Here is a 17,535-nt window from a genome sequence, read left to right as displayed (position 1 = left end):
GAAGCTGCCGCCAAAACCTCTTATAAAAATTACTATTTTCTCAACTTACTAAACGACGCCATCAGGTAAAATAAAAATGGCAGAATAAATAAAGAACCCAATAGTAAAGCCCATCCCAAAGCTGAAATCGTTTTCGGAGCGGCAACATGTTCCAATAAAGAAAGATGCTGTCCATTAGCAAAAAGAATGATGTTTGGATTATGCTGATAGGTTGCAGCCACCAAAATCATAATAATCTGAAATCCTGCCAATGCTCTTACGGGAAGAAGTTTTCGGGTTTTCATAGCTCTTAAAATCAATAGTAAACAAATGGTTGCAAAAAAAGTTGCCATTATCCCTAAAGGTTTCGAGAAAACCCATATCAATAAAGGAATATCAGAAAGATAAGCCGTTACAAAAACTAAAATTCCGGTAATGACAACAAAGATCATCGTTTGTTTTGATTTTTTAATCATTAAACCCAATTCAAGCCGGTCTATAGTTTCTCTTAATGCAAATATAGAAGCTACATACGCACAGATTGAGATCGTAAATAAACCAACAGAAATCCCAAACCAATTCAGCCAACTGAAAATATATAAGTCTAAAAATCCCGTCGCTTCCGTATCAATAGAATGTGAAATCGTAGCAGCAGCAATTAATCCTAAGAAAAAGGGAGTTAGCAGACTTGAAAAATAAAATATCTGTGTATAAACGTGTTGCCAGTCATCTTTTACCGCATCATAATTTCTGAAAGTAAAAGCAGTACCTCTAGCAATAATTCCCACCAACATCAAAACCAACGGAATATGCAGATAAGTTGAAAGTGTAGTGTAAATTTCAGGAAAACCGACAAATAGAATAACAATCGCAATAATCAGCCACATATGATTAGCTTCCCAAACCGGTGCGATGGATTCGTACATAAGCTCTTTCGTCTTGTTACGGGCTCTTTTTTTTGTGAAAAGTTCTACAATTCCGGCTCCAAAATCAGCTCCTCCCAAAATCACATACAGGCAAATTGACAGCCAGAGAAAACCTATAACTACGTAAATCATGATTTCTTGTTTTTAGCATTAAACTGAACATCTGTCGGATCATATAATTTCGGAACCATCTGTATCTGTCTTCTCAAAAGGAAAATAATAATGATCGATAATGAAATAAAAACTGCTGTGAAAAAATAAAATGAATACTGAATTCCCGGCATAGGAGTCACGGCGTCAACGGTTCTCATGATTCCGTAAATAATCCAGGGCTGTCTTCCTACTTCTGTGACAGTCCATCCTGCTTCCAGAGCAATATATCCAAAAGGAGTAGCATATAAAAATGTTTTTAATAACCAGTTTTTATCGAGCCATTCTTTCCTGAAAAATGTGGCATATAGATAAACTATTCCGATTATAATCATCACCACACCGAAGAAAATCATAATCTGGAAAGCGTAATGTACAACGGGAACAGGTGGCCATTCATCTTTTGGGAAATCTTTTAAGCCTTTTACTTCAGCATTAAAATCATTACTTGTTAAAAAACTTAATACTTTTGGGATTTTTATAGCATATTTTATTTCTTCTTTTTCTTCATCCGGAATTCCGCCTATTACGAAAGCAGCTCCTTTTTCTGTTTCAAAATGAGCTTCCATTGCTGCTAATTTTATAGGCTGTCTTTTGGCAACGGATTTTGCTGCAACATCTCCGCTTAAAGGTGCTCCGAATGCTCCGATTAAAGCAAATCCGGCAGCAATTCTAAATGCTTTGGTATGAAATTCAACATTCTTTTTTTTCATTATTAAATAGGCATGTACTCCTGCAACTGCAAATCCTGTCGCACAAAAAGCGGCAACGGTCATATGCAATGCCTGCGGAAACCAAGCTTCATTAAACATGGCTTTAATAGGATCTATATTCAAATATTGTCCGTCAACATAATCAAAACCGGCTGGAGAATTCATCCACGCATTGGCGGCAACGACTAAAATTCCTGAAGCTAAACCACTTAAGCCAACCAAAAATCCGCAAAACCAGTGAAACCATTTATTAAATTTATCCCAACCGTAAAGGAAAAAACCTATGGCAATGGCTTCAATAAAAAATGCGGTTCCTTCCAGCGAAAAAGGCATCCCAAAAATTGGTCCGGCGTGTTTCATGAAATTAGGCCAGAGAAGTCCGAGCTCAAACGAAAGCATCGTTCCGGAAACGGCTCCTACAGCAAATAGAATGGCAACTCCTTTACTCCATGCTTTGGTAAGACCTTTATATACTTCGTTTTTAGTTTTTAGATATTTCCAGTGGGCAAAAGCCATTAAAAAAGGCATAACCATACCGACACAGGAAAAAATAATGTGAAAACCTAGGGACATCGCCATTTGGGCACGAGCGGCAAGAAAGTCGTCCATAAAATATCAATTTTGGTGTAATAAAGATAAGAATAAATTAGAGAGATAAATTATGATTTACAACAGTAAGGGTTAAAAAAATACACTTTAACTTTGATCTTTTTTAAAATCATTCACTTCTTCCAAATGTAGAAAAATCCTTCTTTTTTTGACATATTTTAACTTTCATACCTCGAAAAAAATCACGATATTTGTGAGTCTTTGCATAGGGCAAAATTTTTAATATTTATATGAGTCAGAAACAATATACAGCTAGTAGTATTCAGGCATTGGAAGGAATGGAGCACGTACGTATGCGTCCTTCAATGTACATTGGTGATGTGGGAGTAAGAGGTCTCCATCATTTGGTTTATGAAGTAGTAGATAACTCTATAGACGAAGCGTTGGCAGGATACTGCGATACGATATTCGTTGCTATTAAGGAAGGAAACGGAGTCGAAGTTATGGATAACGGTAGAGGTATTCCTGTTGACTTCCACGAAAAAGAACAAAAATCTGCTCTTGAGGTTGTAATGACAAAAATCGGGGCAGGAGGTAAATTTGATAAAGATTCTTATAAGGTTTCAGGTGGTCTTCACGGGGTTGGGGTTTCTTGTGTGAATGCACTTTCCAACGAAATGGTAACTACGGTCTACAGAGACGGAAACGTTTACCAGCAGATTTACTCTAAAGGAAAAGCGCAAACCGGTGTTGAAGAAATTGGTCATAGTGAGCATAGAGGGACGAAGCAGTTTTTCCAGCCGGATGATACTATTTTTACGGAATTGGTATACAACTATGATACATTGGCAAACCGTTTAAGAGAACTTTCTTATCTTAATAAAGGAATCACCATTACCCTTACAGATGAGAGAGAAAAATTGGAAGACGGTTCTTTCAAAACAGAAGTTTTTCATTCTGAAGGTGGTTTAAAAGAATTCGTTGCCTATATCGACGGAAACCGTGAATCGATCATGGAAAATGTAATTTTCATGGAAGGTGAAAGAGACGATATTCCGGTGGAAGTAGCGATGCGTTACAATACATCATTCAACGAAAATCTTCACTCTTACGTTAATAATATCAATACACACGAAGGAGGTACTCACTTGGCAGGTTTCAGACGTGCTTTAACGAGAACTCTTAAGAAATATGCTGATGAATTAGGTATTCCTGCTAAAGAAAAAGTGGAAATTACAGGAGATGATTTCCGTGAAGGATTAACGGCCGTGATTTCTGTAAAAGTAATGGAACCTCAGTTTGAAGGACAGACGAAAACGAAATTAGGTAATTCTGAAGTTTCGGGTGCTGTAGATAAAATTGTAGGTGAAATGCTTACCAATTTCTTGGAGGAAAATCCTAACGAAGCGAAAATTATCGTTCAGAAAGTTGTTTTAGCGGCAAAAGCTAGACAGGCAGCGAAGAAAGCTCGTGAAATGGTTCAGAGAAAATCTCCAATGGGAGGTTCTGGTTTACCAGGAAAACTGTCTGATTGTTCTTCAAAAGATCCGGCTGAATCTGAATTGTTCTTAGTGGAGGGAGATTCTGCAGGTGGTACGGCTAAGCAGGGGCGTGACCGTCATTTTCAGGCAATTCTTCCTTTAAGAGGTAAGATTTTGAATGTTGAGAAATCAATGCTTCATAAAGTGTATGATAACGAAGAAATTAAAAATATTTATACGGCTTTAGGAGTTTCTGTAGGTACAGAAGAAGACAGCAAGGCGTTGAATATGGTGAAATTAAGATATCATAAAGTAGTAATTATGACCGATGCCGATATCGACGGATCTCACATTTCTACTTTGATCTTAACGTTCTTCTTCAGATATATGAAGGAGTTAATTGAAAACGGATATATTTATATCGCTCAACCTCCTTTATATCTATTAAAAAAAGGAAATAAGAAAATTTACGCTTACAATGAAAAAGAGCGTGAACAGTTTACTTTAGAAATGTCTCCGGACGGAAAAGGTGTTGAAGTTCAACGTTATAAAGGTCTTGGAGAAATGAACCCGGAGCAGCTTTGGGAGACAACTCTAAACCCGGAACACAGAATTCTGAAACAGGTGACAATTGACAATGCAGTAGAAGCAGACAGCGTTTTCTCTATGTTGATGGGAGATGAGGTTCCGCCAAGAAGAGAATTTATTGAGAAGAATGCTAAGTATGCGAAAATTGATGCATAATTAAATGCTTTCACTATAAAATTAAAAGACTTCAGAAATGAGGTCTTTTTTGTTTTTACATTAAATGAAAGATTTGTGAACATTTTTTAATACAATAAAAAATAATTTCATCAGTTATTAGATTTCATTACTTTTGCAAAACTTTAATAACTATGATGAAAATACTATGTATTGGAGCACTTTCGATGGCTTCATTTTATTGCGCTCAAAGTTTTCCTGTTTCTTCTATTGCTGAAAATCTTAAAAAAAATGCTAATGCGGTTATCAGAAAAGATTTTACAACAATTCAGATCAATAAGATCGACGATATAAAATATCAGTATTATACGGCTACAACAGTTTTAAATAAAGACGGAGATTCGCAGGCGATGGTTTATATTCCGTATGAAAAAGGGAATAGTATTTCTGATGTTAAAGTAACTTATCACGATGAATCAGGAAAAAAAATCAAATCATATTCGAAGTCAGATTTTAATGATTTTGCGAATAATAATCAGGGAACTTTTTATTCTGATAATAGAATTTTAGCATTATCTTATACTCCAACTCAATATCCATATACAGTAGAGTTTTCTTATCAGATCGGTGATGAGAATACTATTTTTCTGCCAGATTTTGTGCCATTTAAATCGACTAATATTTCTTTGGAAGAAGCTCAAATAAAGATTATTAATAATTCGGGGATTGAACTTAAAACTAAAATTTATCCTTCGAAATATAATTATACTTCTGTTAATGAAAGCGATAACGGTTCAGATAAAACCTATACTTATAAAAATGTTTCTGCTATCGAGGATGTTTTTCTTCTGCCTCAGACGGTGAAAATTTTACCAAAAGTCAGTTTTGCTTTAACAAAGTTCAATCTTGAAGGCAAACAGGGAAGTATTAATAGTTGGAGTGAATTCGGAGCCTGGTATTATAACAGTATTTTGCAGCCGGTTTCGGTTACTTCTCCATCCATTAAATCGGAAGTTGCTGCGCTTAATTTACAGGGAACCACTGAAGAGAAAGTAAAGAAACTGTATCAGCACATGCAGGAAAAAACGAGGTACATTGCTGTTGCACTAGGAATTGGCGGTTGGCAGCCTATGCTACCAGATGAAGTGCAGAAAAAAGGGTATGGAGATTGCAAAGGTCTTTCTAATTATATGAAAATTTTGTTGGATGAAGCGGGTATTCCTTCATACTATTCTGTGATTAATTCAGGGGCTTCACCGGTTTCTTTTGATGCTGATTTTCCTAAAATGGGTGGCAATCACGTTATTTTAATGGTTCCAACAGAAAAAGGAAATATTTGGTTGGAGAATACGTCTCAACAAATTGCATTTAATCATCTTAGCTACAATACGACAGACAGAAACGTGCTTTCTATCAGAAAAAACGGAATTGAATTAATTGAAACACCCGTTTATCCTGCACAGCAAAATAAAGAGAAGCAAATCCTTAAAATAAAGCTGAATGAAGATAATAGTATTTTGGGAGATGGTAATTTTTCTTATAGCGGAAGTCAATATGACAATACTATTTCTCTTGTCAATATGTCTCCGAAAGACAGAAATGAAGCGGCGAAAAATCTTTTAAATACACTAAATTTTGAAAAAATTGAGATGAAAAATTTTCTCAATGATAAAGATCAGGCATTGGCTAAATATGATCTTGATTTTAAAGCCATTAATTATTCTAAAAATGCAGGAAACAGCATGATTTTCAGAGCGGTTCCTATCTATTCAAATACGGTCTATAAAATTGAAGAAAACAGAGAATTGCCGTTTGAATTGAGGCAGTCTTTTGAAGATGAGTACGAGATAAATTATACCATTCCGCAAAATTTTAAAGTGGAAGAAATTCCTCAGAATGTTACTTTTAATTCTGAATTCGGATCCTATACATTAAAGTTCGTAAACAATGGTACTGAGCTGAAAGTAAACAGAATAATTAAAGTTAATAAAGGTCTTTATCCAAAAGAAAAATATAACGATTACATTAATTTCCGAAAAAAAACAATTAATAACGATAATTCAAAGATTCTAATTACCAAAATCTAAGCATGAAAAAACTTCTCCTTCTGGCAATCTGCTCAGTAAATTTTATATACATTCCGGCTCAAAAATATCGATTTCTAGAGCCTCCGAAATTTGATGATGCAGATCTTTCGAAACAAAAATCGACTTTAGATGAAAATGCTCCAGCAGAGATTTTGTATAAATCTTTGCATTTCAGTATCGATAACAGCAGTAATTCTTTGATTAAAAAGGTTTTTTACCGGGTGAAAATTTATGATAAAGACAAAGCTGAAGATTGGTTGAATCTTGAAATTCCTCTTTATAAAAGCGGAAGCGATCAGGAAACTCTTTCTAAAATTAAAGCTTTTACCTATAATTTAGAAAATGGTGCAGCGATTGCGACTAAAGTCGATAATAGTTCAAAATACAAAAGCAAAGAAAGTAAAAACGTTTCTGTTACAAAATTTGCATTTCCCAATGTGAAAAATGGCTCTGTGATTGAATATCAATACGAAGTTACGTCTCCGTTTTTGTATATTATTCCCGAAATTCTGATTGAAACTGATACACCGTCTTTGTACACAGAATATGTGTTAGACAGTCCTTCCAATATTGCTTATAACCTAAATTATACAGGTTCTCTCACTCCGAAATATAAAATGGTAGAAGAAAAGGCAATGTACGGAACAAACTACAGAACGTACAGATTTGGATACGAAAATTTAAAAGGTTTTAAAACTGAAAAATTTGTAAGAAATGACAGAAATTACAGAACTAAAATAGGAGCAGAGCTTCACTCTACAAATTTTCGTGAGCTAAGATTATATTCTTCATCTTGGGAAAAGATTAAAGATAGGCTGTATGAAAATGAAGATTTTGGTGGCGAACTGAAGAAAACAAGGCTTGCAAAGGAAAATATGCCTTTGAATATTTCGATCATTAATAATGAAACAGAGAAAGCAAATGCTGTTTTCAATTATGTTAAAAATACTTTTACATGGAATAAAGACCGCGGAATTTATACAGAAGACGGAATCAAAAAAATGATCGAAACAAAAATCGGAAATGCCGCCGAAATTAATCTTTTTCTGGTTATGATGCTTCGTGAAGCTGGTTTGAAAGCAGATCCACTTGTGATTTCTACGGTGAGCAACGGTTTGATTAATATTGCGACTCCCAATATTACCAATACCAATTTTGTGATTGCAGCAATACAGACGAAAGACGGTTTTCACCTTTATGATGCGACTTCAAAGCAATCTTCGATGGATCAGCTTCCGCCAAGAGACTGGAATCAGTTTGGGATTTTAGTTGCCAAAGACAAAGTACAGCAATTGTCTATGGTAAATGCAAAAGCCAGCTTTACATATCTGACTGCTGATGCTAAAATTAATGATGATGGAAGTATTTCGGGAACTTATTCTGATAAAGATACCGGAACATACGCTATGTTTGCGAAAGAAAATTATGATGATAATTCTGATAAATACAAAAAACAGTATAAAGAAAATTTTGCAATAGATTTTAAAAATATTGATTCTAAAGTTCTTGAAAACGGTGATTTTGAAAGTACTATGAATTTTTCGTCAGACAATCTTATTGATAAAATCGGGAAGAAGATGATTATTAATCCGATGTTATTTCTAAACAAAAATTCAAATGAATTTGATCAGACCGAAACAAGAAAATATCTGATTGATTTTACTTCATCTTTTACAAGAATAAAAAAAATTACATTGGAAATTCCTGACGGATATGTGATTGAAGAAATGCCCAAAAATAAGAAGATCGTAACGGAAGATAAAGAAATTGAATACAGCTATATTGCCGAACAGAAAGGAAATAAACTCGAAGTTACGACGATAACCAAAGTATTGAGCCCCGATTATCCGAAAGAATATTATCCGGCTTTCAAACAGATTTGGGGAGTCGCTTCAAAACAGGAAAATCAGGTAATTAGCTTAGTGAAAAAATAATAATATCAAATTTTTCAGAATATTTTTAAAACCATTCATTTTTTGAATGGTTTTTGCATATAAGAAGAAAAATAAAATTATGAAAAACACGATTGCTGTCTTAGCACTTTCTTCGTTATTTGCTTTTACGGCTTGTAATAAAACTGAGAAGAATACAACAAATGCAGACAAAACTGAAACGAATCAACCTGAAAAGTTTGTTATTGACTCTGTGAAGATTGAAGATTCTACAAAAATTGCAGATTCTCTTACTGCAAAATTTGATTCTAAATTATTGGTTTTCCCGACAATAAAAGATAAAGCTTTGCTAGACAGTATTTATTTTAGCATAAAAGATCAGAAAGATTATTCTAAACAGGGATTGCAGAATTTTTTACAAAAAGATAAGACAGATTATTTTAATTCAATTAAAAAAGACAGTAAAGACTGGATTTCCGATATCACATTTTCACAAGTATGGTACGAAAGCGCAGGAATGGAATTGATTTCGAATAAAAATGATTTTCTTCATATCGAATATTCATGGGGATCATACTCTGGGGGCGCTCATGACAATTATGGATTCTCGGAAAGAGTTTTTGACTTAAAAAATAACAAAAAAGTACAGTTGACAGACATTACCTCAATGACTAAAAAGCAATTGGAAAGTTTATTGATGAAAAACATAAATAAAGCAAATGGCGGAGCTACGGATGAAAACGGTGAAGTTAATAATTCCGAAATGCTTTTGGTAGACGTGATTCCGACCACACAGAATTTTTATTTTGATGATAAAAACCTGTATTTTCATTACAGTCCTTACGAAATTACGGCTTTTGCGGCGGGAGATATCACCATTCCGATTTCATGGAAAGATCTTGCAGGAACGCTGAAACCTGAATTTAAAGAAAGAATGAAAATTAATTAATATTAATGCTTCCAAATCAGGAAGCATTTTTTAATTTTGCGATAATGGAAAAAGTAGCCTTTATCATCAATCCTTTTTCGGCGAAGAAAAATTATCTGCCGTTTCTTAACGAGTTGAAAACTAAGGTTGAAAATCCTTTGTACTATATTTCGGAATCGATTTTGGGTACGGATGAATTTATTCAGCAGCATTTTGAAACAACAGATATTTTTGTGGCGATTGGTGGTGACGGAACTATTTCTACGATTGCTAGAAATCTGATTAATACAGAGAAAATTCTGGCGATTTTCCCTGCCGGATCTGGAAATGGTTTTTCTAATGAAACGCAATTCAGCAAAAATCTGGAGGAGTTATTAGAGAAAATTAAAACAAAAAAATCCAGAAAAATAGATACTTTTACGGTCAATGATAAACTTTCAATCAATGTTTCCGGAACCGGATTTGATGGGAAAGTGGTCAAAGAATTTGAAAAAACAACTCGCGGATTCAAAAATTATATTAAAGTTTCTCTAAAAACATTTTTCAGTTATAAACCAATTAAACTTAAATTTTTTAATGAAGATTATAAGCAATACAACGGGAAGTATCTGATGGTAAATATTGCTAATACCCGTCAGTTCGGGAATAATGCTTATATTGCACCTCAGGCTAGCAAAAGCGACGGTTTGGTAGATATGGTTTTGGTAAAAAAATTTCCGTTGACGTATTCTGCGCTTTTTGCCTTCAGAATGTTCACCAAAAAGCTGAAAGATGATGATTATGTAACATATCTTCCCGTTTCAGAAATTGAATTTAAAGTCAACACCAAAAACTGGCATCTTGACGGAGAATTCAACAAAATAAAATCACCAATTCACGTAAAAGTTCAGCCTTCCAGCCTGAATATTTTGATTTAAGTCATTGCGAGAAACGAAGTGACGAAGCAATCTCAAAACACATAACTCATTTGCACATTTTCAAGAGCTTTTTCCTGCTTTACATTACAATCTTTTTTTTCAAAAAAGGATTTTCACTGCAATTGGGGCTATGGTATTTGTCTGTAAAATTAACGTTGGTAAATAACAATAAATGCGGGATCAAATTTCCAGTTTTTTCTCAATCTCATTCGGATGATCCAGGCAATATTGCAATTGCGTTTTATCCAATTGCTTTTCCCAGTTTGCGACAACAACTGTTGCTACGGAATTTCCGATAACGTTTGTTAAAGCACGGCATTCACTCATAAATTTATCAATTCCTAAAATCAGGGTCATTCCCGCAATAGGAATTTCTGGAACTACCGCTAGAGTGGCGGCTAACGTTACAAAACCTGCTCCGGTAACTCCTGCAGCGCCTTTTGAACTCAACATCGCAACCAAAAGTAACATAATCTGTTTTTCAATGGAAAGATCAATATTCAAAGCCTGCGCAATAAATAACGATGCCAATGTCATGTAAATATTTGTGCCGTCCAAATTAAAAGAATATCCCGTTGGAACAACTAATCCAACAATTGCTTTTGAGCAACCTGCTTTTTCCATTTTTTCCATAATTCCGGGAAGTGCAGATTCTGATGAACTTGTTCCTAAAACCAAAAGAAGTTCTTCTTTCAGATAATACATCAATTTAAAAATATTAAAACCGTTGTACCAAGCTACAGCTCCCAAAACTAAAACTATAAAAAGGGCAGATGTGATGTAAAATGTTCCGACTAAAAAAATCAGATTGATAACAGAATGAAGTCCATATTTCCCAATGGTAAAAGCCATTGCTCCAAATGCTCCAATCGGCGCCAATTTCATTAGCATATGCACAATTTTGAAAATCGGAGTTGAAAGATCCTGTAAAAATTCGGTTACTTTTCCGCTTTTTTCTTTGGTTAAAACCAATGCAACACCCATCAAAATAGCCACTAAAAGTACCTGTAAAATATTTTCTCCAACCAACGGACTAAATAGTGTTTCAGGAATAATATTCATGATAAATCCTGTCAGTGTCGTGTCGTGAGCTTTCTGCTGATATTGAGAAACGTCTCCGGAAAGAGTAGAAGGATCAATATTTAAACCATGACCGGGCTGCAAAATATTCCCGACAATCAATCCGATAATTAAAGCTAATGTGGAAAAAGTGATAAAATAGATCATCGCTTTTACGGCAATTCTTCCCACTTTTTTTAGATCTGTCATGTGGGCAATTCCTAAAGTCAGGGTGATGAAAATTACCGGAGCAATAATCATTTTCACTAATTTAATAAAGCCGTCGCCCAGAGGTTTCATTTTTTCTCCCAAATCAGGATAAAATCTCCCTAGTAAAATTCCTGCAATAATGGCTATAATAACCTGAAAATAAAGCTGCTGATAGATTTTTTTCGCTTTCAAAAGAATGTTGGTTTTAAGAGTCGGAAATTAATAAAATTTGAATTAAGATGTGATAAAAGTCAGGAGAAGTTTCCGATATGCTTTTTTGTGTTTCAGGATAGATTTAAAATATTTACTTTTGCTTTCGATCAAAATAAAAAGTTTAAAAATGGAATCTTATACGGAAAGAATACTTATTACAGGGGCTTTGGGGCAAATCGGAACCGAGCTTACAAACCGACTTGTTGAAATTCACGGGGCAGATAATGTGGTTGCTTCGGGGCTTGACAGATGGCAAAAGGGAATTACTGCTGCAGGTCATTACGAACGTATGGACGTTACAAATACGCAATTGGTAAGACAGGTAATCAAAGATTACGAGATTACTACAGTGTATCATTTGGCTTCATTATTGTCCGGTACTTCAGAAAAGCAGCCTATTTTCGCATGGAAATTAAACCTTGAACCTCTTCTTCATTTTTGCGAATTGGCAAAAGAAGGTCTGCTTCAAAAGATTTTCTGGCCGAGTTCAATCGCTGTTTTCGGAAAAGGAATTCCAAAGGAAAATGTGGAGCAGGATGTTGTTTTAAATCCTACCACAGTGTATGGAATTTCTAAAATGGCGGGTGAAAAATGGTGCGAATATTATTTTGATAAATATGGAGTAGACGTAAGAAGTATCCGTTATCCCGGATTGATTTCATGGAAAACTCCTGCGGGTGGAGGTACAACAGATTACGCTGTTGAGATTTTTTACGAAGCCATTGAAGAAGGAAAATATACAAGTTTTATTTCTGAAAATACGGGAATGCCGATGTTGTATATGGATGATGCGATTAACGCAACTTTGAAATTAATGGAAGCTCCGAAAGAAAGTTTAACCGTTCGTTCGTCTTATAATTTAGGTGGAATGTCTTTCACTCCAAAAGAATTGGCAGAAGAAATTAAGAAAGAAATTCCAGGTTTTGAGATCGATTATAAACCAGATTTCAGACAGCAGATTGCAGATTCTTGGCCGGCTTCAATTGATGATTCTGTAGCAAAAAAAGACTGGGGATTGTCGTATGATTTTGGAATTTCTGAAATGACAAAAGATATGATAAAGAATCTGAAAGCTAAATTGGAGAAAAAATAATTATTTAAAGTTATTATTTAAATAAAATTATTTTTAACATCTGATTTTTAATTAATTATAATTTTTATCTAAAATTAAATTTAAATGATTTTATTGACTTTCAACATTGTAAATATAGAAGCTAAATGCCAAAATGGAGTAGAGATTTCCGATGAAGAAAGATTAAAAATTACCATTGAGAATACCAAAGCAATTCTCAGAATTTTAGATATTCACGATACAAAAGCAAGTTTTTTTGTAGAGATTTCCATTGCAGAAAAACTTCAGAATCTGCTAAAAGCAATTTCATCCCAGGGGCATGAAATTGCTTTTTATAATAAAAATTCCAACCTTCAGGAAATTGAAGCAGTAAAGAAATTAACTCAGGAATTGTTTGGAAAACAGATCCGGGGAATTCGTCAGAAAGATTGCAAGCTGCCTCAAGAAGATTTGAAAATGTTAGAATTTAATTATGTTTCTAATATTGATAATGCCAATATTCTTTTTCCTTTTAAACGTCTGAAAAGAGATACGCAAATCGTCGAAGAAGATGGATTAAGTATTGTTCCGGAAAGTATTTCTCCTTACAGTCAGTTGCCGTACAATGATTTTGTATTTCAGATTTTGCCTACGAAATATTATCAGAATATGGTTTTCGAAACCTTGAAGAATGATGAATTTGTTTTGATTTATCTCAACTCTTGGCAGTTTACAGATTTTAAGAAATATCGATTTGAGATTCCTTTTTACAGAAGATTATATTCGGGCAAAAAAATGGAGGACAAACTAGCTGCCCTCCTTGTTTGGTTCAACGAAAAGGAGATGGCTACTTCCCGTATGAAAGATTATATTTTTTAAATAGGTTCAGGGATTACTTTAAGTAAATTTAAAGCAAATCATTAACCTCGTATTTTTAAGCCAATTCAAAAAGCGTAATTTCCGGCAAAACCCCAACTCTGCCCGGATAACCCAAAACTCCGAATCCTCTGTTTACGTAAAGCATTTTTCCTTCGCTTTCATAAAGATCTGCCCATTTTGGATATTTGTATTGAACAGGCGACCATTTTACATTTTTCAGATCTAAGCCAAACTGCATTCCGTGTGTGTGACCGGAAAGTGTTAAATGAACGTCAACAGGATGTTTTTTAACGACATAATCGAAGTGAGTAGGGTCGTGGCTCATTAGAATTTTTGTTGCGTTTTCAGGAACTCCTTTTAAAGCGTCATCCAGTCTTCCAAATTGTGGGAATGGTTTTAATCCCCAGTTTTCAACGCCAAGAATATATATTTTTTCACCGTTTTTTTCAATAACTCGATGCTCGTTTCTCAACATATCGAATCCGGCCTGTCTTTCGTAGTCGATTAGTGTTTCAAGATTTTTCTTTTTAGCATCCAAAGATTTCCATTCCACATAATCTGAATAATCATGATTTCCGAGAACTGCTAATTTTCCATCTTTAGCTTTAATCTTTGAAAACAATGGAATGAAAGGTTTGAATTCATTGGCAACATTATTCACCATGTCTCCTGTAAATAAAACCAAATCCGGTTTTTGTTCATTAATTAAATCAATAGCGTGCTGTAATTTGCTTGGATCTGAAAAACTTCCACTGTGAACATCAGAAATCTGTACGATTTTATACCCTTTAAAACTTTTTGGAAGATTTGCGAAATTAATTCTTACTCTTCGTACTTTGTGACGATACTTTCCAAAGGTAATTCCATCAATAAAAAGGGCAGAAAGAACGCCTCCTAAACCTAATCCTACAATACTTAGAAACTTTCGCCTTTCAGGGAAAAAGTTTTCCGTTGGTCGTGTTAATCCTACTAAATAACTTCCGGTTCTGAAAATATCATCAATTAATAAAAACAGAACGACAAAAACTTTCGGTAAAATAAAAACCAGAAACAACGAGATCATGATTTGTGCTCTCACCATACTTCTGTCGGCTCTGCTAAAATGAGTAATTTCATAAGCGAAAAAACCGTAAATGACTAAGGAAACGACCCAATAGCCGATTCTTAACCATAAGTTATCTGTTAATGTTCTTATTGCCTGATAAATATAAACTTCCAAAAAAAGGAAGATCGCCGCAATAAATAAAAAATTTCTCTGCATAATCAAGTGTAAAAAAAGCACAAAGAATGATTTCCCTGTGCTTTTTTTATATTTTTAAATTAAATAATATTTAAGGAAATCTGTAAACGATAGCATTAATGTTCATTCCGGCACCAACCGAAGTCATCACAATGTTACCTTTTTCTTTAAACGTTTGACCCTCCATTTTTCCTTTAATTATTAAATCAAACATGGTAGGAATTGTTGCAACAGACGAATTTCCAAAGTCTTGAATCGTCATTGGAGAGATAGAATGGTCGTAATCTTTTATATCGTAAAGCTTGTGAAGCCTTTCGATCATGGCATAATCCATTTTTGCATTTGCCTGGTGAATTAAGATTTTGTTGATATCTTCAATGGAAAGTCCTGCGTCTTCAATCGTTTCTTTAATTGCTGCCGGAACGTTTTTAAGAGCGTATTCGTAGATTTTTCTTCCCTGCATTCTTACAAATAAACGACTTTGATCGGCTTCTTTGTTAATAGACGGTCCGTTTGCCAGATAATCAAGTTCGATTCCGTTGTCACAGATTGTATTATGGGCGATAATTCCTACATTTTCTTCGTCAGTCGCTTTTACAACAACTGCTCCGGCTCCGTCTGCAAAAATCATTCTGTTTCTGTCATAAGGGTCTGTTACTCTGCTCAATGTTTCGGCACCAATTACCAAAATAGTTTTAGCAACTTTAGCTTTAATTAAATTATCGGCTAAAATCATTGCTTCCACCCATCCCGGACATCCGAAAAGCATATCATACGTAATACATTTTCTGTTTCTGATGCCTAATTTATTTTTTACTCTTGCCGCCATTGTCGGCATAAAATCAGCATATCCGTTTACTGTTACTTCTCCAAAATTACTTGCATAAATAATATAATCCAGTTCCTCCTGATCTACATTAGCATCTGCAATAGCAATCTTTGCCGCTTCGTAACCGATTTGTGAGTTTGAAAGATCATCTTCAATGAAACGCCTGTTTTCTATTTCTGTGATTTCTACAAATTTTGCAATAGTTTCCTCTGCAGGTTTATCTATTTTTACCCCGTCTTCTGTATAAAACTCTGAATCTAAGAAAAATTCTCTACCAATAATTCTGTTTGGAAGGTAAGATCCGGAACCAATAATGATCGTATTCAGCATTCGTTTATATGATTTTTTAGAGATGCAAAGTTAATAATTAATATTAATAACGAAGAATTAAAAATATTATTAAATTTGCAAAAAATGTACTTTACAGTCTTATGAAAAACAATCCTTCAATGAAAGGTTTAGTGATTGCTGTGGCGGCTTTTGTGGTTGCCTTTGGGATCTACTTTATTTTTTTGGCTAAAAAGAATTATTATGTTGTAGATAATCCTACACCTAATACGTATTACTATAAGATTAATAACGGTTCAGAAGGTACTATTGCTGCCGGACAGACTGTTCCGATTGATCTTGATAAAGGGAAAAACTCAATTAAAGTTTTTGATCAGAACAAGAAATTACTCTACGATTCTGCTTTTGAAGTAAATAAGATCCGAGGTCTTATTAATATTGCACATCAGGATTATTATGTTAATGATCAATATTATGGCTACAATCTTAAAAAAGATTCATTACTTTTGACACTTGATAAGACGATAATTGATGGAAAACCGTATTTTGGGGCAGCAAGACACTTCAATAAACTATATACGGATGATTTTTACTACAATGTGGATGAAGATTATGATAAGATTATCAAAAATGTTCAGCAGGTAGAATCGAGATCAAAAATTTTTAGAAAACAGGATTACCTTAATTATTATAAAGAATATTACAAGTTTTGACAAACGATATCAACAAAGTAACGCCCTACAATTCTGAGGCTACTAAAAAGAGCCAGGTAGAGGATATGTTCGACAATATTGCACCGAAATATGATCTTCTGAACCATGTTTTATCTATGAAAATTGATGTTTTATGGAGAAATACATTGGTAAAATGGATGAAAAATGATAACCCGCAGGAAGTGCTGGATGTGGCTACCGGAACGGGCGATTTGGCAATTGCAGTCGAAAAAGGAACCAACTCAAAAGTAATTGGTTTAGATTTATCGCAACAAATGTTAAATGTTGGCGTTATTAAAATAAAAAAACTTAATTTAGACGGCAAAATTTCCATGCAAAAGGGCGATGCAGAAAATTTACCTTTCGAGGATAATAGATTCGATGCTGTTTCCGTTGCATTTGGAGTAAGGAATTTTGAGAACCTTACTAAAGGTTTGGCAGAATTAAGAAGAGTAGTGAAAGATAACAAGAGTGTTTACATACTGGAGTTTTCAAAGGTTGAGGGGTTTTTAGGACCGTTTTATATGTTTTATTTTAAAAATATATTGCCTGCCATCGGCAGATTGGTTTCTAAAGATAATAGGGCATATACATATCTTCCTGATTCTGTAAATGCTTTTCCTTTCGGAGAAAAAATGAAGCAGATTCTTTTAGATACAGGATTTAAGAAAGTTGAATATAAAAAACAAAGTTTAGGTATAGCCACAATTTATAAAGCAACAAAGTAAC

14 protein-coding genes are annotated in these 17,535 nt (G+C 34.2%); 9 read left to right on the top strand and 5 right to left on the bottom strand.

What is annotated here, in order from left to right; translation table 11 throughout:
• Positions 1-32: 32 nt before the first annotated feature.
• Both ASG22_RS02825 and ASG22_RS02820 read right to left on the bottom strand, forming a co-directional pair.
• Positions 33-1,037, bottom strand: a complete 1,005-nt coding sequence (locus tag ASG22_RS02825; RefSeq protein ID WP_055980194.1) for a cytochrome d ubiquinol oxidase subunit II — start codon at positions 1,035-1,037, stop codon at positions 33-35.
• Positions 1,034-2,377: a cytochrome ubiquinol oxidase subunit I gene (locus tag ASG22_RS02820; protein WP_055980191.1), complete on the bottom strand. Its 1,344-nt coding sequence runs from the start codon at positions 2,375-2,377 to the stop codon at positions 1,034-1,036. The genes ASG22_RS02825 and ASG22_RS02820 overlap by 4 nt, the downstream gene beginning before the upstream one ends.
• 230 nt (positions 2,378-2,607) lie before the next feature.
• On the opposite strand from ASG22_RS02820, the gene gyrB reads away from it, so the two are divergent.
• The 5 genes from gyrB (at position 2,608) to ASG22_RS02795 (ending at position 10,324) form a co-directional block, all read left to right on the top strand.
• Complete coding sequence (gyrB, locus tag ASG22_RS02815) at positions 2,608-4,542, top strand: DNA topoisomerase (ATP-hydrolyzing) subunit B (protein WP_055980188.1); 1,935 nt, start codon at positions 2,608-2,610, stop codon at positions 4,540-4,542.
• Between the two features lie 152 nt (positions 4,543-4,694).
• The gene (locus ASG22_RS02810; protein ID WP_055980185.1) at positions 4,695-6,587 is read left to right on the top strand and encodes a DUF3857 domain-containing protein; all 1,893 of its coding nucleotides are present in this window, start codon (positions 4,695-4,697) and stop codon (positions 6,585-6,587) included.
• Positions 6,588-6,589: 2 nt separating this feature from the next.
• Positions 6,590-8,521 (top strand): transglutaminase domain-containing protein, encoded by a 1,932-nt coding sequence (locus tag ASG22_RS02805; protein ID WP_055980182.1) that lies wholly within the window; start codon positions 6,590-6,592, stop codon positions 8,519-8,521.
• A gap of 79 nt (positions 8,522-8,600) precedes the next feature.
• Positions 8,601-9,428: a DUF3298 and DUF4163 domain-containing protein gene (locus ASG22_RS02800; RefSeq protein WP_055980274.1), complete on the top strand. Its 828-nt coding sequence runs from the start codon at positions 8,601-8,603 to the stop codon at positions 9,426-9,428.
• 5 nt (positions 9,429-9,433) lie between these two features.
• Complete coding sequence (locus ASG22_RS02795; RefSeq protein WP_409991354.1) at positions 9,434-10,324, top strand: diacylglycerol/lipid kinase family protein; 891 nt, start codon at positions 9,434-9,436, stop codon at positions 10,322-10,324.
• A gap of 180 nt (positions 10,325-10,504) precedes the next feature.
• Here ASG22_RS02795 and ASG22_RS02790 read toward each other — a convergent pair whose 3' ends face one another.
• Positions 10,505-11,785 (bottom strand): dicarboxylate/amino acid:cation symporter, encoded by a 1,281-nt coding sequence (locus ASG22_RS02790; protein ID WP_055980178.1) that lies wholly within the window; start codon positions 11,783-11,785, stop codon positions 10,505-10,507.
• Positions 11,786-11,933: 148 nt separating this feature from the next.
• Between ASG22_RS02790 and ASG22_RS02785 the strand changes: the two genes are divergently transcribed.
• Positions 11,934-12,899, top strand: coding sequence for an NAD-dependent epimerase/dehydratase family protein (locus ASG22_RS02785; protein ID WP_055980175.1), 966 nt, complete (start codon positions 11,934-11,936; stop codon positions 12,897-12,899).
• Positions 12,900-12,983: 84 nt separating this feature from the next.
• Positions 12,984-13,736: a hypothetical protein gene (locus tag ASG22_RS02780; protein WP_055980172.1), complete on the top strand. Its 753-nt coding sequence runs from the start codon at positions 12,984-12,986 to the stop codon at positions 13,734-13,736.
• 55 nt (positions 13,737-13,791) lie between these two features.
• Here the strand turns inward: ASG22_RS02780 and ASG22_RS02775 are convergent, their stop codons facing one another.
• Together ASG22_RS02775 and ASG22_RS02770 are read right to left on the bottom strand one after the other, a co-directional pair.
• The gene (locus tag ASG22_RS02775) at positions 13,792-14,997 is read right to left on the bottom strand and encodes a metallophosphoesterase (protein WP_055980170.1); all 1,206 of its coding nucleotides are present in this window, start codon (positions 14,995-14,997) and stop codon (positions 13,792-13,794) included.
• A 70-nt stretch (positions 14,998-15,067) separates the two neighbouring features.
• Positions 15,068-16,135: a 3-oxoacyl-ACP synthase III family protein gene (locus tag ASG22_RS02770; RefSeq protein ID WP_055980167.1), complete on the bottom strand. Its 1,068-nt coding sequence runs from the start codon at positions 16,133-16,135 to the stop codon at positions 15,068-15,070.
• 101 nt (positions 16,136-16,236) lie between these two features.
• On the opposite strand from ASG22_RS02770, the gene ASG22_RS02765 reads away from it, so the two are divergent.
• Both ASG22_RS02765 and ubiE read left to right on the top strand, forming a co-directional pair.
• Entirely contained in the window at positions 16,237-16,806 is a 570-nt protein-coding gene (locus tag ASG22_RS02765) for a hypothetical protein (RefSeq protein WP_055980164.1), read from the top strand.
• Positions 16,803-17,534, top strand: a complete 732-nt coding sequence (ubiE, locus tag ASG22_RS02760; protein ID WP_055980162.1) for a bifunctional demethylmenaquinone methyltransferase/2-methoxy-6-polyprenyl-1,4-benzoquinol methylase UbiE — start codon at positions 16,803-16,805, stop codon at positions 17,532-17,534. Before ASG22_RS02765 ends, ubiE begins: the two co-directional genes overlap by 4 nt.
• The last annotated feature ends 1 nt before the right edge of the window (position 17,535 follow it).

Origin of the sequence: Chryseobacterium sp. Leaf405 (assembly GCF_001425355.1) — a bacterium.
Lineage (GTDB): Bacteria > Bacteroidota > Bacteroidia > Flavobacteriales > Weeksellaceae > Chryseobacterium.
Note: the sequence above shows the minus strand (reverse complement) of the source record. Positions and strands in the feature narration are given on the sequence as shown.